The organism is Kaistia sp. MMO-174 (assembly GCF_037147815.1).
GTDB lineage: Bacteria > Pseudomonadota > Alphaproteobacteria > Rhizobiales > Kaistiaceae > Kaistia > Kaistia nematophila.
The window spans coordinates 332945-348752 of the sequence record NZ_JBBCUO010000001.1; the positions used below are offsets into that span (position 1 = coordinate 332945).

At 66.5% G+C, this 15808-nt stretch carries 14 protein-coding genes; 9 read left to right on the plus strand and 5 right to left on the minus strand.

Features of this window, described 5'->3' with window-relative positions:
- Window positions 1-26 precede the first annotated feature (26 nt).
- Entirely contained in the window at window positions 27-671 is a 645-nt protein-coding gene (locus WFK98_RS01400) for an amino acid ABC transporter permease (protein ID WP_336799024.1), read from the minus strand.
- 47 nt (window positions 672-718) lie between these two features.
- Window positions 719-1402 carry an amino acid ABC transporter permease gene (locus tag WFK98_RS01405; RefSeq protein ID WP_266340935.1) on the minus strand — a complete coding sequence of 228 codons (684 nt, stop codon included), beginning with the start codon at window positions 1400-1402 and terminating at the stop codon, window positions 719-721.
- A 243-nt stretch (window positions 1403-1645) separates the two neighbouring features.
- On the opposite strand from WFK98_RS01405, the gene WFK98_RS01410 reads away from it, so the two are divergent.
- The 8 genes from WFK98_RS01410 to WFK98_RS01445 all read left to right on the plus strand — a co-directional run bounded on the left by WFK98_RS01410 (window position 1646) and on the right by WFK98_RS01445 (window position 11221).
- Window positions 1646-3178, plus strand: coding sequence for a UxaA family hydrolase (locus tag WFK98_RS01410; protein ID WP_420909671.1), 1533 nt, complete (start codon window positions 1646-1648; stop codon window positions 3176-3178).
- A gap of 38 nt (window positions 3179-3216) precedes the next feature.
- On the plus strand, window positions 3217-4182 hold the full coding sequence (locus tag WFK98_RS01415) for a GntR family transcriptional regulator (protein ID WP_266340937.1): 966 nt from the start codon (window positions 3217-3219) through the stop codon (window positions 4180-4182).
- A 434-nt stretch (window positions 4183-4616) separates the two neighbouring features.
- Entirely contained in the window at window positions 4617-5753 is a 1137-nt protein-coding gene (locus WFK98_RS01420) for an amidohydrolase/deacetylase family metallohydrolase (protein WP_266340938.1), read from the plus strand.
- A 521-nt stretch (window positions 5754-6274) separates the two neighbouring features.
- Window positions 6275-7513, plus strand: coding sequence for an ABC transporter substrate-binding protein (locus WFK98_RS01425; RefSeq protein WP_266340939.1), 1239 nt, complete (start codon window positions 6275-6277; stop codon window positions 7511-7513).
- A 70-nt stretch (window positions 7514-7583) separates the two neighbouring features.
- On the plus strand, window positions 7584-8459 hold the full coding sequence (locus WFK98_RS01430) for a carbohydrate ABC transporter permease (RefSeq protein ID WP_336799585.1): 876 nt from the start codon (window positions 7584-7586) through the stop codon (window positions 8457-8459).
- On the plus strand, window positions 8459-9289 hold the full coding sequence (locus WFK98_RS01435; RefSeq protein WP_336799025.1) for a carbohydrate ABC transporter permease: 831 nt from the start codon (window positions 8459-8461) through the stop codon (window positions 9287-9289). The genes WFK98_RS01430 and WFK98_RS01435 overlap by 1 nt, the downstream gene beginning before the upstream one ends.
- An 80-nt stretch (window positions 9290-9369) precedes the next feature.
- The gene (locus WFK98_RS01440; protein ID WP_336799026.1) at window positions 9370-10152 is read left to right on the plus strand and encodes an SDR family NAD(P)-dependent oxidoreductase; all 783 of its coding nucleotides are present in this window, start codon (window positions 9370-9372) and stop codon (window positions 10150-10152) included.
- A 55-nt stretch (window positions 10153-10207) separates the two neighbouring features.
- On the plus strand, window positions 10208-11221 hold the full coding sequence (locus WFK98_RS01445; protein WP_336799027.1) for an aldose epimerase family protein: 1014 nt from the start codon (window positions 10208-10210) through the stop codon (window positions 11219-11221).
- Between the two features lie 74 nt (window positions 11222-11295).
- Here the strand turns inward: WFK98_RS01445 and WFK98_RS01450 are convergent, their stop codons facing one another.
- From WFK98_RS01450 to WFK98_RS01460, 3 genes are read right to left on the minus strand one after another with little or no spacing between them, the layout of a single operon-like run.
- Window positions 11296-11697: a RidA family protein gene (locus WFK98_RS01450; RefSeq protein WP_336799028.1), complete on the minus strand. Its 402-nt coding sequence runs from the start codon at window positions 11695-11697 to the stop codon at window positions 11296-11298.
- Between the two features lie 60 nt (window positions 11698-11757).
- A complete protein-coding gene (locus WFK98_RS01455; RefSeq protein WP_336799029.1) occupies window positions 11758-13248 on the minus strand; it encodes a M81 family metallopeptidase in 1491 nt (496 codons plus the stop codon).
- A 6-nt stretch (window positions 13249-13254) separates the two neighbouring features.
- Complete coding sequence (locus WFK98_RS01460; RefSeq protein WP_266340945.1) at window positions 13255-14052, minus strand: IclR family transcriptional regulator; 798 nt, start codon at window positions 14050-14052, stop codon at window positions 13255-13257.
- 381 nt (window positions 14053-14433) lie between these two features.
- Here WFK98_RS01460 and WFK98_RS01465 point away from each other — a divergent pair, with 381 nt between their 5' ends.
- Window positions 14434-15738 (plus strand): amino acid aldolase, encoded by a 1305-nt coding sequence (locus WFK98_RS01465; protein ID WP_336799030.1) that lies wholly within the window; start codon window positions 14434-14436, stop codon window positions 15736-15738.
- The last annotated feature ends 70 nt before the right edge of the window (window positions 15739-15808 follow it).

A 15808-nucleotide genomic window follows, 5' to 3' on the forward strand; every position in this document is an offset into this window, starting at 1 on the left:
GGGCGGCGATGTTCATGAGGTTCTCCTCAGCTCCGGTTCAGCCGGCGCTCGAACCGGCGCGCCATGACCGACATCGGGAAGCAGATGGCGAAATAGATCAGCGCGGCGATGGTGAAGACGGTGAACGGCATGAAGGTCGAGTTGTTGATGACCTTGGCCGAGTAGGTGAGGTCGAAGAAGCCGATCACCACCGCGTAGGACGTGTTCTTGACGATCTGGACCAGGAAGCCGACCGTCGGCGGCACGGCGATCCGCATCGCCTGCGGCAGGATCACGTAGACGAAGCGCTGCGTGTTGGTCAGCGCCAGGCACTCGCCCGCTTCCCATTGCGTCTTCGGCACCGCCTGGATGCAGCCGCGCCAGATCTCGCCGAGATAGGCGCTGGAATAGAGCGTCATCGCCGCGCCGGCGGCGATCAGCGCCGGCACGTCATAGCCACCGATCGAGATGCCGAAATAAACGACGAACATGATGACCGGCAGCGGGATGCCCTGTACCAGCTGGACGAAGGCGGCCGAGGCGAGCCTGGGGCCACGGCGGCGCGAGGCGCGCGCCAGCGCCACCGGCAGGCCGACGATGGTGCCGCCGAAGAAGCCGAGTAGCGACAGGACGATGGTCCAGCCGGCGCCGCGGAAGAGGAAGGCGATCTGCTCGATGGTCAGTCCGAACATGGGCGGGATCCGTGCGTCGAGGAGGGGGCGGGCGGGTTCGGCCGCTGCTAGAGCGGCGTGCCGAGGCGCCGGCGGCGCGGGAACGAGACCTGGGCGACGCCGAGCAGCGTCAGCCGCAGCAGGCAGGCCATCACCAGGTAGACGCCGGCGATGACGAGGTAGACCTCGAAGCCGCGGAAGGTGAAGGACTGGATCATGTAGGCGACGCCGGTCAGTTCCTCGGCCGAGATCTGCGACATGATCGAGGTGGCGAGCATCATCAGCACGAACTGGCTGACGAGCGCCGGGTAGACCCGCTCGACCGCCTGCGGCAGCTGCACCGACCACAGGCTCTGGCTCGGCTTCAGCGCCAGGCAGGCCGCCGCCTCGATCTGGCCCTTCGGAATGCTCTGGAAGCCGGCGCGCATGATCTCGGCCGTATAGGCGCCGACATTGATGACGAGCGCGATCACGGCGGCCGGGAACGGCCCGACCCGCACCTGCAGCACGGCGAGGCCGAAGAACAGCCAGAACACCTGGATGATCAGCGGCGTGTTGCGGATGCCCTCGACATAGATGGTCACGATCCGCTGCACCCAGGGCGGCCCATAAAGCCGGCCGATGGCGCAGCCGGTGCCGAGCGCGAAGCCGGGAACGATCGAAACGACGGTCATTCCCAGCGTCAGCCAGATTCCATGCCACAGATCCGGCAGATAGTCGTTCAGGAACGAGAAATCGAACTCATATGACAAGGCGCAACCCCGCACATTCCGTAACGATGAGGCATCGAAACGGACCCGTATATCTGGAATTTAAGTTTGGAACTGGTGCGTCCTGGATCGAGATCTACGTGAAGATCCGATCTCTGGCGGCACAGGCGTGCCGACAGTGCTCCCATATCCGGAATATTATTGTTGTTTTTCTGTTGACTAGAGCAGGTCTAACATGATTGATTGATGCACGCAATAACCATTTTAACGGAAATGATCATGTCGCTGCCGACGCCGTCATCCCCTGCGATCCAGCTCAATCCGCAAGACAATGTGAGTGTGGCGCGCGCGGTCATTCCCGCCGGCACCGTGCTCGCCGGCAGCAATGTCGTGGCGCGGGACGAGATTCCCTCCGGCCACAAGATCGCCACCCAGCCGATCGAGGCCGGCGACCCGGTGCTGAAATATGGCCAGGTGATCGGCACGGCGAGCGCCGCCATCCAGCCGGGCGACCACGTGCACCTGCACAATCTCGCCATGCAGGACAGCGACGTGACGCATGATTTCGCCGCCGACGCGCGGCCGACGCCGCTGCTGCCGGAAGCGGAGCGGCGGACGTTCGAGGGCTATGTCCGCGCCGACGGCCAGGTCGGCACCCGCAACTATATCGGCATCATCACCTCGGTGAACTGCTCGGCGACCGTGTCGCGCGCCATCGCCGACGCCTTCAATCGCGGCGGCGCGCTCGACGCGTTCGAGAATGTCGATGGCGTCGTCGCGCTGACGCACGGCACGGGCTGCGCCATCTCGACCAAGGCCGAGGGCTACACCTACCTGACCCGCACGCTGAGCGGCTACGCCAAGCACCCGAACTTCGCCGGCATCCTGATGATCGGGCTCGGCTGCGAGACCAACCAGATCGAGCCGATCCTCGAGCGCTTTGGTCTGGAGGAGGGGCCGCTGCTGCGCACCATGACGATCCAGCGCCTCGGCGGCGCGCGCAAGACGGTCGAGATCGCCTCCGAGATCATCCGCGAGATGCTGCCGATCGCCAACGCCGCCAGGCGCACCACCGTGCCGCTTTCGGGGCTGAAGCTGGCGCTGCAATGCGGTGGCTCGGACGGTTATTCCGGCATTTCGGCCAATCCGGCGCTCGGCTACGCGGCCGACCTGATCGTCCGCCACGGCGGCACCGCCGTGCTGAGCGAGACGCCGGAGATCTACGGCGCCGAGCACCTCTTGACCCGCCGCGCCGTCACCCCGGCCGTGGCCCAGAAGCTGATGGACCGGATCGACTGGTGGCGCGACTACACCGAGCGCAACGGCGCCGAACTCAACAACAATCCCTCGCATGGCAACAAGGCGGGCGGCCTGACCACCATCCTGGAAAAGTCGCTCGGCGCCGTCGCCAAGGGCGGCACCATGCCGCTCGAGGCGGTCTATGAATATGCCGAGCCGATCAACCAGAGCGGGTTTGTCTTTATGGATACGCCCGGCTACGATCCCGTCGCGGTGACGGGGCAGGTCGCGGGCGGCTGCAACGTCATCGTCTTCACGACGGGTCGCGGTTCCGTCTCCGGGTTCAAGCCTGCGCCGTGCATCAAGGTTGCCACCAACAGCGAGATGTACGAGCACATGCAGGATGACATGGACGTCAACTGCGGCGGCATCGTCACGGGCGAGGATACGATCGAGGCGGCCGGTCAGCGCATCTTCGAAGCCGTCATCGCCACCGCGTCGGGCCAGTATACCCTCAGCGAAGATTTCGGGTTTGGGGACAATGAGTTCGTGCCATGGCAAATCGGCGCGGTGACCTGAAGGTCGCGCGAAACGGACGGAATGCGGGCGGGGGCGGCGTGGACCGCACCCCCGCCTATGCCTCGATCGCCGAGCGGCTCAGGCTCGGCATCGAGAGCGGCAGCCTGCCGCAAGGGGCGGTGCTGCTCGAAGGGCCGCTCGCGTCGATCTTTGGGTCCAGCCGCTCGCCGGTGAAGCAGGCGCTGGCCCAACTGGAGGAGGAGGGGCTGCTTCGCCGCTTCGATGGTCGCGGCCTGCTGGTCGGCGCGACGGGCGAACCGAAGCGGCTGAAGATCACGGCCGAGATGTTCGATCTCGACGCCGCCGCCATGCCGGCCGCCAAGCATTTCGCCTGGCAGTCGCTCTATTACGATTTCGAGCGCGAGGTGATCCTGCGCTCCGTCTTCGGCCGCTTCCGCGTCAACGAGCTGGCGCTGGCGCGCCATTTCGACGTCGGCCGCACGGTGGCGCGCGACCTGCTGATCCATGCGCAGCAGGTCGGCATCGTCGCCAAGGGCGAGAAATCGCACTGGTGGATCATCCCGCTCGACGAGGCGCGCTTCCAGGACCTCTACGACCTGCGCATCCTGCTCGAACCGGCGGCGCTCGAAACCGCGGTCGGCGCGATCCCGCCTTCGGTGCTTTCGGCGATGGCCGGCCGGCTCGAGGACGGCATCCATCACGCCGGCGACGCCGGCATCGCCGAACTCGACGTGCTGGAGGAGGAACTGCATATCGGCTGCCTCTCCTATGGCCGCAATCCCGAGATCGTCGAGGCGCTGAAGCGCACCCGCTGCATCCTCGTTTCCGGCAAGCATTTCCAGGTGGCGCTGCAGCGCCAGCCCTTCTTTGATTCGTTCATGGAGGAGCATCTGGAGATCATGCAGGCGATCGGCCGGCGCGATGTCGCCGCCGCCAAGCATCTCCTGAAGGCGCATCTGCTGGCCTCGAGCGAGAAGGCGGCCGAGCGTCTCGCTGCCTTCCGCGCCACCCATGTCGTTTCGCCGACTTCCTATTTCGTGTGAACAACCGGCGGCCGGTCATTCCGTCACGGCATGGATTAAATGCCTTACGAAGGAATGATGTTGCACGCGTGGCCAACTCCGACCATTCTGCGCGCGCCGTCGCCCGGGTCGACGATGTGTTCGCGATCCGCCGGTGCGGGACAGTTCCTTCTTTGTGAGCGTCCGTAGCCGGCCAAGCCCGCGCGCCCCTGAAAAGGCGCGCTGTTCCGGTGTTTTCGGGGGGAGATGCCGGATCGGGGGCCGGGGCAGCGTCTGACGCTCGCCCCGCCCTCGGGCGACACCGGCAGGCCTGCGCCGCCTGTTCGACGAGGCTTCCGCATCCGCATCGGCTGTGCAATCGTCAGTGCATCGGGGCAATCGGGGAATCCGGATCATGACGGCCAGGCAGTCGGCGGCGACAGGCGGGGAGATGGCGCTTGCGGAGGGTGCACGCCGTGGCGTTTGATCTCATCCTGGCGAATGGCCGCGTCATCGACCCGTCGCAGGGGATCGACCGCATCACCGACGTCGCCTTCGCCGACGGCAAGGTGGCGGCGATCGGCGACAATCTCGCCGCTGTCGGCGTCGACCGGCGCGATGTCGCCGGCAAGATCGTCACACCAGGCCTGATCGACCTGCACACCCATGTCTACTGGGGCGGCACCTCGCTCGGCGTCGATGCCGAGGACTACGCGCGGCGGAGCGCGGTGACGACGTCCGTCGACACCGGCAGCGCCGGGCCAGGCAACTTCCCGGGCTTCCGCAAGCATGTGATCGAGCCGAGCGCGGTGCGCATCCTCGCCTACCTGCATGTTTCCTTTGCCGGCATCTATGCCTTCTCCAACCGCATCATGGTCGGCGAGAGCCACGACATGCGCCTGATGGCGGCGCAGGACGCGGTCGAGGTGGCGGACGCCAATCGCGACGTCGTCGTCGGCATCAAGGTGCGAATCGGCCGTCATGCCAGCGGCGACAGCGGCATCGCGCCGCTCGACATCGCGCTGCAGGTCTCCGACGAACTCGGCATGCCGATGATGGTGCATATCGACGAGCCACCGCCTTCCTATGAAGCCGTCGTCGACCGGCTCCGGCCGGGCGACGTGCTGACCCACTGCTTCCGTCCGTTCCCGAACGCGCCGATCACCGGCAGGGGCGCGATCAAGCCGGAAGTGATCGCGGCGCGCGAGCGCGGCGTGATCTTCGACATCGGCCACGGCATGGGCTCGTTCTCGTGGAAGACGGCGCGCGCCATGCTCGACCAGGGCTTCGCGCCGGACACGATTTCCTCCGACGTCCATGCGCTCTGCATCAACGGGCCGGCGTTCGACCAGGTGACGACGCTGTCGAAATTCCTCCATCTCGGCATGCCGCTCGGCGAGGTGATCGCCGCCTCGACCCTCAATGCCGCCAGGGCGCTCGGCCGGCCCGAGCTCGGCACGCTGAAGCCGGGCAGCCCCGGCGACGCCAGCATCCTCTCGATCCGCGAGGGCAGCTTCCCGCTCGAGGATTCGCGCGGCGGGATCATCGCTGCGAAGGAGCGAATCGTGGCCGATGGCGTCGTCGTCGCCGGCCGCTGGTGGCATTCGAACTGAGCGGGCGGACCGCCGGCGCGCCTTCCGGCCGCGCCGGCCGCGGGCGGCTAGATCAACGGCAGACGCTGCCCGGATTTAGTTTTGCTGAACAAATAATTCTCAGCGAGCGCCGGTCTATCGGGCATTTTTCATCGTCTCTGCCAAGAAGAAAGAAATCGCTTGGCAGAAACCGTCCGGGCGACACATGATCGAGAACCAGACGCGGGAGCGGCCTTCGGCGGATGCCTTGGAGGCCCCAGGGACACGTTCTTTCCCGCGCCGGTAAGTGCATGCCCGGCTCGTCCGGGGGAAGCAGAGGAGGGGTGGGCTACCGCACGGGCCGCATCTTCGGCTCGTCAATCGTCGGCGAAGCGGGACTTCGCCGCGAGGTCATCCCGAGGGGATGACGTTTCATTCTGCAGGGACGGTAGCGCGGGGAAACAAAACAATAGCGCCGGCCAGCCGCTGTGGAATGCAAGGTTACATGAGCCTCTACCTAGTTCGTTCAAGATTCACAACGTGAATACGGCAGGATCAGCTGAATGTACCAAATCAAGAAAAGCAGGGTTCTCGGTCTTCTGGCGGGCGCAGCCGTCATGCTCGGCGCGTCGACTGGCGCGCAGGCAGAGACCATCCGCGTCGTGCTCGGCTATTACAGCGCCGCGACCCAGGAATTGTTCGAAGGCATGGCCAAGGATTTCATGGCCAAGCATCCGGGCGACGAGGTCAAGATCGAGGTCATCCAGTGGGATAACCTCCAGCAGCGCCTGACCACCGACATCGCCGGCGGCACCGAGCCGGACATCTCGATGATCGGCACGCGCTGGCTGGTCGATTACGTCAAGAACGACATCGCCGAGCCGCTCGACGGCTACATGACGCCGGAATTCAAGGGCGGCTTCATCGACGCCTTCCTCTCGCCCTCGACCTTCGACGGCAAGATGTACGGCCTGCCGGTCGCCGCTTCGGCGCGCGCCATGTATTACAACAAGGACCTGCTGGCCAAGGCTGGCGTCAACGAGCCGCCGACCACCTGGGACGGCGTCGTCGACACGGCGAAGAAGATCAAGGCGCTCGGTTCGGACGCTTATGGCTTCGCGCTGCAGGGCAAGGAAATCGAGACCGACGCCTACTGGTACTATTCGCTCTGGAGCCATGGCGGCGACATCATCAAGGACGGCAAGTCCGGCGTCGCCAGCCCCGAGGCGGTGAAGGCGCTGACCCTCTACAAGTCGATGATCGACGAGGGCCTGACCGAGCCCGATCCGAGCGGCTTGAACCGCCAGGACATCGAGCGCCTGTTCAAGCAGGGCCGCATCGGCATGATCCTGACCGGCCCGTGGCTGCGCGGCCAGATCAAGACCGACGCCCCGACGCTGAACTACGGCCTGTCGTCGATCCCCGAGGGCACCACCAAGGCGACCTATGGCGTCACCGACACGCTGATGGTCTTCAAGTCGAGCAAGAACAAGGAACTCGCCATGAAGTTCCTGACGGAAACGGCCTTCAGCCCGAAATGGCGCATCGAGTTCTCGACCAAGGAAGGCTTCCTGCCGGTCATGAAGGAAGAGGCCGCTGCGCCCGTCTTCGCCAATGACCCGCAGCTCAAGGCCTTCACCGACATGCTGCCCTATGCCCGCTTCGCCCCGCCGGTGGCGAACTGGGAGCAGATGGTCGACGCGGTGATCGCTTCGCTGCAGAAGGTCTATATCGGTCAGGCCCAGCCGGAAGCCGCCCTGCAGGAAGCCGCGGCGACGATCGATGGCCTTATCCAGCAGTAACGCCGGCAAGGCACCCGAGGCGGGCGTCGGACGCGCGAAAAGCCGCGTCTCGGCGTCCTCCAACGGCAAGATAGGGCGCGCCAGCGCGCCCTATCTTCTCATCCTCCCTTCCATCCTGTTCGCCTTCTGGATCATCGGTTATCCGATCTACGACATGGCCAACATGTCGGTTCACGCGGTCAATCGGTTCGGCAAGACGGCGGCTTTCAACGATTTCGCCAACTACCAGCGGCTGTTCTCACACCAGCTCTTCATCGGCTGCCTGATCCGCACACTTGTGTGGACGGTGTTCGTCGTCGGCGGCACGGTGCTGCTCTCGGTGCCGATCGCGCTGATCCTGAACGAGAAGTTCTACGGCCGGACCTTGGCGCGCATCATCATCATGCTGCCCTGGGCGGTGTCGCTGACCATGACCGGCATCGTCTGGCGCTGGTCGCTGAACGGCCAGTTCGGCATGGTCAACGCGACGCTGAGCGAGATCGGCGTGTTGAGCGCGCCGGTCGAATGGCTCGCGACCTCGACGACGGCCTTCCCGTTCCTGATCGCCATCGGCATCCTCGTCTCGATCCCGTTCACGGTGACGGTCATCCTCGGCGGCCTCGCCTCGCTGCAGGCGGATGTCTTCGAGGCGGCGAAGATCGACGGCGCCAGCGGCTGGCAGCGCTTCCGCTACCTGACGCTGCCGCTGATCCGGCCGTTCCTCAACATCGTGCTGGTGCTGAACTTCATCTACGTCTTCAACTCCTTCCCGCTGATCTGGGTGATGACGCAGGGCGATCCGGCCAACAGCACCGACATCCTGGTGACCTGGCTCTACAAGCTCGCCTTCCGCTATGGCGAGTTGGGCATCGCCTCGGCGCTGTCGATCGTCATGTTCCTGATCCTGCTGGCGCTGACCATCACTTACGCGGCGCTGGCCATGCGCAACGAGCGGAGCACCGTCTGATGGAGAATCCGGTCCGCAAATCCATCCTGATGTGGCTCTGCCTGTCGCCGCTGGTGATCCTGATCCTCTTCCCGTTCGCCGTCATGATCTCGACGGCCGTGAAGCCGAGGGTCGAGGTGCTGATGTATCCGCCGAGCTGGTTCCCGTCGGAGATCCGGCTGCAGAACTTCGTCGACATGTGGCAGGCGACGCGTCTCGGCCCGGCGGTTCTGAACAGCCTGATCGTCAGCATCGCCGCCACGGTCCTCTGCCTGCTGGTCGCGATACCGGCCGCCTATGCGGCGGCGCGCATGGAGTTCACGGGGCGCAAGCTGTTCCGCCAGTTCCTGCTGGTCACGCAGATGCTGTCGCCGATCGTGCTGGTTCTCGGCATCTTCCGCCTGATGGCGAAGATGGGCTTCGTCGACCAGCTGCCGGCGCTGGTGCTCGCCTATGTCGCCTTCAACCTCGCCTTCTCGGTCTGGATGCTGCAGGCCTATTTCCAGACCATCCCGCGCGAGCTGGAGGAGGCGGCGACCCTCGACGGCGCCTCGGCGATCCAGCGGCTCTGGCGGATATTCCTGCCGCTGGCGATCCCGGCGATCGGCATCACCGCCGTGTTCATCTTCATCTATTGCTGGAACGAGTTCGTGCTGGCGATGACGCTGCTGCGGACGCCGGAGAAAAGCACGCTGACGCTGCAGACCTTCTCGCTGGTCGGCGGGCGCTACCAGGTCGAGTGGGACCATGTCATGGCGGCGACGCTCGTCGCCAGCGTGCCGGTCGCCGTGATCTTCGCGCTGCTGCAACGCTCGCTGGTCAGCGGGCTGACGGTCGGCGCCGTGAAGTAGAGTTCCCGTGAAGGGCTGCGATCTCGCGGCGGGCGCCAGCCCGCCGCTTCCACCATGCCAAGAGAAAACCGGAGGCCGAGATGGGACTGAAGGACTGGTTCGGGCTGGAAGGCAAGCGCGCGCTGGTGACCGGCGCGAGCCGCGGCTTGGGCCGCGAAATGGCGCTGGCGCTGGCGGAGGCGGGCGCCGACATCATCATCACCGGCCGCACGCAGGAAACGCTCGACGCGACGGTAGCCGACATTCGCGCGCTCGGCCGACAGGCCTGGGGCGTGATGGCCGACATGTCGGAGGCCGTGCAATGCGAGGCCGCCTGCAAGGCGATCCTTCGGGAGTACGGCCCGGTCGACATCCTGATCAACAATGTCGGCAACCGCATCGCCAGCATGCCGATCGTCGAGGAGACGCTCGAGACCTGGCAGCAGTCGCTCGACATGAACCTGACGAGCTGCTTCCTCGGCACCAGGATCTTCGGCGCCGCCATGCTGGAGCGCGGGCAGGGCAGGCGCATCATCAACATCGCCTCGATGAGCGGCCTGATCGCCAATCGCGGCATCGGCGGGCGCGACTACGAGACCGGCAAGGCGGCGGTGATCCATTTCACCCGCTGCGCCGCCGCCGACTGGGCGCCGCATGGCGTTACCGTCAACGCGATCTGCCCCGGCCTGTTCATGACCGACACCAACCGGAGCTGGAACGAGCGCCGGCCGGACGTGATCGAGGCGATCGTCGCCCATATCCCGATGGGCCGGCCCGGCAATCCGCCGGAGATCGCGCCGCTCGCCGTCTATCTCGCCAGCCCCGCCGCCTCCTATGTCACCGGCGCCGCCTATGTCATAGATGGCGGCTACACCCTCTGGTAGTCTCAATCCCTGAGCCGGCTTACCATACGGCAACATCGCGCTTCACGGAGACATCGTGTCGATCCATTTCTTCGGCCGGCTGCCCGACGGCACCGCCATTTCCGAGATCCGGCTGGCGAATGCCAGCGGCGCCACCGCCTCGGTGCTGACCTTCGGCGCGGCGCTGCGCGACCTCGTCGTCCCGGTCGAGGGCGGCGAGCCGCGCCGCGTCGTGCTCGGCTTCGAGACGCTGGACGGCTATCTCGAAAACAACCGCTATCTCGGCGTCACCGCCGGCCGCCACGCCAGCCGCATCGGCGACGGCCACCTCGCGATCGACGGCAAGGAATACCAGCTGTCGCTGAACGAGGGCGGCGTCCACCTGCATGGTGGCGTCACCGGCTTCTCGCGCAAGCCCTGGCATATCCTTGAATCGGACGAGGAATCCGTCACGCTCGGCCTGATCTCGCCGGATGGCGACGACGGCTATCCGGGCGAGCTCGACGTGCGCTGCACCTACCGCCTGCTGGCGCCGGGCACGATCCACATCACGCTGACGGCCACCACCGACGCGCCGACCGTCGTCAGCCTCGCCAACCACTCCTATTTCTCGCTGCTTCCGGGCGCGACCAGCCGCGAGCACAAGCTGCAGTTCGCCGCTTCCGGCTATACGCCGTTCAGCCCGGCGCTGGTGCCGAGCGGCGAGATCGCCGACGTCGCCGGCACGCCTTATGATTTCCGGACGATCCGCCCGATCGCCGATCCGGCCGGCGACGCCGGTTTCGATTATGATTGCTGTCTGGTGGTCGACCGCGACGGCGAGGGGCTTGTCCGCGCCGCGCGGCTGGAGGCGCCGGACGGCAGCCTGGCCATGGAGGTCCACACCACGGAACCCTGCATCGTTTTCTATGACGGCGCCGGCCTGGCGCCGGACTGGCGCGGCCTCGACGGCGTCGGCCACCAGGCGCATGCCGGGCTCTGCCTGGAGCCGATGCGCTTCCCCGACAGCCCCAACCAGCCGACCTTCCCCTCCGCCATCCTGCGCCCGGGCGAGATCTACCGGCAGGTGACGGAATACCGCTTCGGGTAAGTTTTCAGCAGCAAATGCGAAAAGGGCGGCCCCGGAAGAGGCCGCCCTTTTTCGTTCTCGGCAACTCGGACCGATCAGGCCTTCGGCCTGGCGATGGCGATACACTCGACCTCGTAGCGCAACGCCGCGCCGAGGCAGTTGGTGATCGTCGTGCGGGCCGGGAACGGCTCGCTGAAATATTCGCGATAGAGCTTGTTGAACAGCGGGATGTCGGCCGGATCCTGCACGTAGTTGCGCGTCTGCAGCACGTGCTTGAAGTCGCTGCCGGCCGTCTCCAGCACCTTGCGCATGTTCTCCATCGAGCGGCGCATCTCGCCCTCGAACGTGTCGGAGATGATCTGGCCGGTGGCGTCGACCGAGGCCTGGCCAGACACGAAGATCAAATCGCCGAACTTGGTCGACGGGCTGAAGGGCAGGTGCGAACGCGGGGTATCGGGCTCGCTCGGATATTCGATCATGCGGGTCTCCGTGATCATGGCGGATGTGCTCACCTCTCCCCCGGGGAGAGGTGAGGGAGGCTGGATTTCCCTCCGTGCTCAGCCGAGCGGGAAGACCGGCTGGCGCAGGCGGCGATAGGGCAGGGAGGTCAGCACGCTGGTGCAGGGACCCGGCGTCGCGACCGTGTAGCTCCGGACCGCGATCGGGTCGTAGGCGCGGCGATGGGCGACGGCCGCCTTGACGCCGATCGCCGTCAGTTCCTCCGGAACGATGCCCTGCGACCGCAACTGGCCGAGGTCGAAGGGGGGCGTCTTGCGGCTGTTGACGAGGATCCTGACGCCGTCCGCCTCCAGCACGACCGAGGGGCCCATGCTGATATGGATGCCCTGCATGGCGGCGAGGTGGCTGTTGCGGTCCTCGAGCGTGAATTCGCCGTCGCTGCGGCTGACGAAGGCGGCCTCGATTTCGAGCGGGCCGGCGCCGAGGCGGCTGGCCTTGCCGCCGAGGCGCACGGTGCGCACCTCGCCGGGAACCGCGTCGGCGAACGCCTTGACGGTCTCGGCGTCAGCGATGGCGACGGCGGCATTGCGGATGCCGTGGCGCAGGAAGCCGCGCAGGATCGCCGTGTCATCACCGGGCGCGCCACCGCCGATATTGTCGGCCGGTTCGACGACGATATAGGGCCCGCCTTCCAGCGTCCGGATCTCGGCGAGCGCGGTGTCGAGGTCCCATTCCTTCGGTTGGCCGAGCTCGCGCAACTCGACCGCCAGCGCTTCCAGCCGGTCGAGCGCGGCTTCCGCCCGCTCGGCGCTGCCGGTGGTGATCAGCGAGAAGGCGACGCCGGCATCCGGCACGTCGGAGAAGGAATAGCCGCCGATGATGTTGACGGCCCAGATCTCGGCGTCCTCGGCCTCGATCTCTCGGGCAAGCGCTTCGAGATCGCGCATCGGCCGGTCGGCCGTGCCGGTGCCGGGCGGCGCCCAGACGATGGCGGCGTTGCGGGCATGCATGATCGGGCTGGTATGCTCGCGCAGCGCGCGCGCCAGTAGTTCGGCGGAGCGGACGGCGGAATCGCGCGCGTCGGTATGCGGGTTCTCGCGGTAGGCGACGAGGCCGTTAGCGTTCTTGGCCATGGCGGCGGTGAAGGTCGCGTGCAGGTCGAACACGGCATAGAGCGGCAGCGTCTCGGCGCCGGGGATGGCGCGGATGCGGGCGAGCAGTTCGCCCTCCGGATCGACGCTCTCCGTCGTCACCATGGCACCGTGCAGCGCCAGCCAGATGCCGTCGAGGCCGCCATTGTCGAGCGCGGCGCGGAGGCCCGCCTCAAGCTCGCGCCAGAACTGCTCGAACACGGCTTGGTCGGTGGTGCCGGAGGGAAGCGCCGAATATTCGACGACCGGCACGACATCCCAGCCCTCGGTCTCCGCCACTTCCAGGAAGCCGTCGACCGTCGAGCCGTCGCCGCGCCGCGCGAGCAGCGCCGCGCCGCGCAGGATCTCGTAATCCGGAAGCCGGGTGATCTCGTCCACGAAGGTATGGGTCTCGTGATAGAGCCCGGCCAGCAGGATGCGAGGGCGCTTGGTGGTCATGGAAGGCTACCTGTTGCGGGACATGTTCGCCGTGATCTCGGCGAGGGTGGCGACGAGAAGCCGGCCGAGCCGCTCTATCGCTTCCGGCTCGAAGCGGGCGGAAGGGCCGGCGATGGAGACGGCGGCGACCGCTTCGCCGCCGGGCGCGAAGATCGGCGCGGCGACGCAGGCGCCGCCGATCTCGTTCTCCTCGAATTCCGTGGTCCAGCCGACGCTGCGGCAGCGTTCGAGCACGGCTTCCAGCGCTTCGGGGTCGGTGATGGTACGGTCGGTCGCGGCCGGCAGCGAGCCGAGATTGTAGATGATCTTGCGGAACGACAGCGGCTGATAGGCGAGCAGCGCCCGGCCGCAGGCCGTCGAATGGTAGGCGGCGCGGGTGCCGGAATAGGACGAAACGCGCAGCGTATGGCTGCCCTCGAGGCTCTCGACGATGACGGCGTCGGTGGGGCCGGGCAGGGCAAGGTTGACCGTCTCGCGCGTCTCCGCGCAGAGCTTGACCAGATAGGGCTGGGCGAGCGCGGCGATGTCGAGCCGCCGCTCAACCGCCTTGCCATAGACGAGGTGCTGCAGGCTGAGCCGATAGGCGCCGCCCTTGATGTCGCGCTCGGCCAGGCCGACGTCGACGAGCGCCGTCACCAGGTTGAAGGCCGTGGTCTTGGCGAGCCCGGTGCGGGCGGCGAGTTCACGCAGCGAGACGAAATCGCCGCTCGCCATCGCGTCGAGCAGCGCCTTGGCGCGGGCCACGGATTGGATTCGCGCCGCAACGGCAGCGGCGCCGCTCGGCTCGTACTCAGGCTTCGACATGCTGTTTCCAACCCCGGCAATCGAGACGTAGCAATGCCCTATATTCCATATAGTGGAACATTCAGGCGATCCTCGTCCGTTCATTAAGACATCAAGTCCCGGAGGGGTGCAAGCCGAACATCCGGTTTTCGCAGCTGAACTTTGGAAACGGTGTTGACAGAAAGATCCGGCGGCCGCTTAAGTTTCAATCAGGCAACCAAATTGTTGTTCCATGATGTAGAATATTGGGTGCCATGGGGTTCGGTCTTGGCGAGCGGGGGCGACTATGCGGGTATTTGTGGCGTCTCAGGCGGCTGGGACGAGGGCTTTCTCGTTGAAGCCGTCCGACCAATCCCATGCCGCCCAATCCTACGCCGTCCCCTCACTACTGGACCCCATTCCATGGCTCTGATTCCGCGCCTCGACATCGCGGCGCTCGATGCGCTTGAACTCGATCCTTCGACCAAGGGGCTTCCTTGTGACGCGCCGCGCCTGACCGTCGGCGCGGTCGGACGCCAGGGCTGGAGCCTGCTCGACGGCGACCTGCCGCTGCCCGTCGCCGTCATCCGCGAGAAGGCGCTGGCGGCGAACAGCGCCTGGATGAGCGCCTTCACCGCGCAGAACGACGTCGTCATCGCGCCGCATGGCAAGACGACGATGTCGCCGCACCTGTTCGACCTGCAGATCGCCGACGGCGCCTGGGCGATCACCGCGGCGACGCTGCAGCAGGTCGGCGTCTGCCAGCGCTTCGGCGTCAGGCGGGTGCTGCTCGCCAATCAGCCGGTCGGCACCCAGGCGATCGATGCCTGTTTCCGCGCGCTCCAGGGCGACGACGCGATCGAACTCTATTGCCTCGCCGACAATCCGGACGGCGTCGCCATGCTCGCCGAGGGCGCGCGCCGCAACCCGCCGCCGGAAGGCAACCCGCTGCGCATCCTCGTCGAGATGGGCTTCATCGGCGGGCGCACCGGCGTCCGTACCCGCGCGGGCGCGCTCGAACTGGCGCGCGCCATCGCCGCCGCGCCGGGGCTGGAGCTTGCCGGCTTCGAATGCTTCGAGGGCATGCTGCCGACGGCGGAGACGGCGGACGGCCTGATCGACGACGTCGCCGCCATGGCGCTGGCCGCCATGCAGGAGGGCCTGTTCCGTTCCGATGCGCCGGTCGTCATCAGCGCCGGCGGTTCGGCCTTCTTCGACCGGGTGGTCGAGCGTTTCGACAGCGTCGGGTTTCCGCGGCCGGTGCAGCGCGTGCTGCGCTCCGGCTGCTACCTGACGCATGACGTCATCGCCTATGCGGCGGCGTTCGAGCGCATCGTCCGCGAGACGGCGCTGAAGCTGCCGGAGGGCGGGCTCGAGCCGGCGCTGGAGGTCTGGGCGATGGTGCAGTCACGCCCCGAGGGCGGCCGGACCATGCTGACCATGGGCAAGCGCGACGTCAGTCACGATGCCGGCCTGCCGGTGCCGCTGCGCTGGTATCGCCCGGACGGCAGCATGACGGCGCCGGCGGAAATAGCCGCCGGCCATTCGGTCGTCGCGCTCAACGACCAGCACTGCCACATGATCACGCCGCTCGACAGCCCGCTCAGGACCGGCGATCTCGTCGGCTTCGGCATCAGCCATCCCTGCACCACCTTCGACAAGTGGTCGCTGCTCTATCTGGTCGATGAGGACTATCGGGTCACGCGCGGCCTGAAGACGTTCTTCTGAGCCTCGTCCCGCCGCCGGGAGGTGCGCGGCGGGCCGATCCTGTTTCTGCTGGACTATCCGAGTTGTTCCG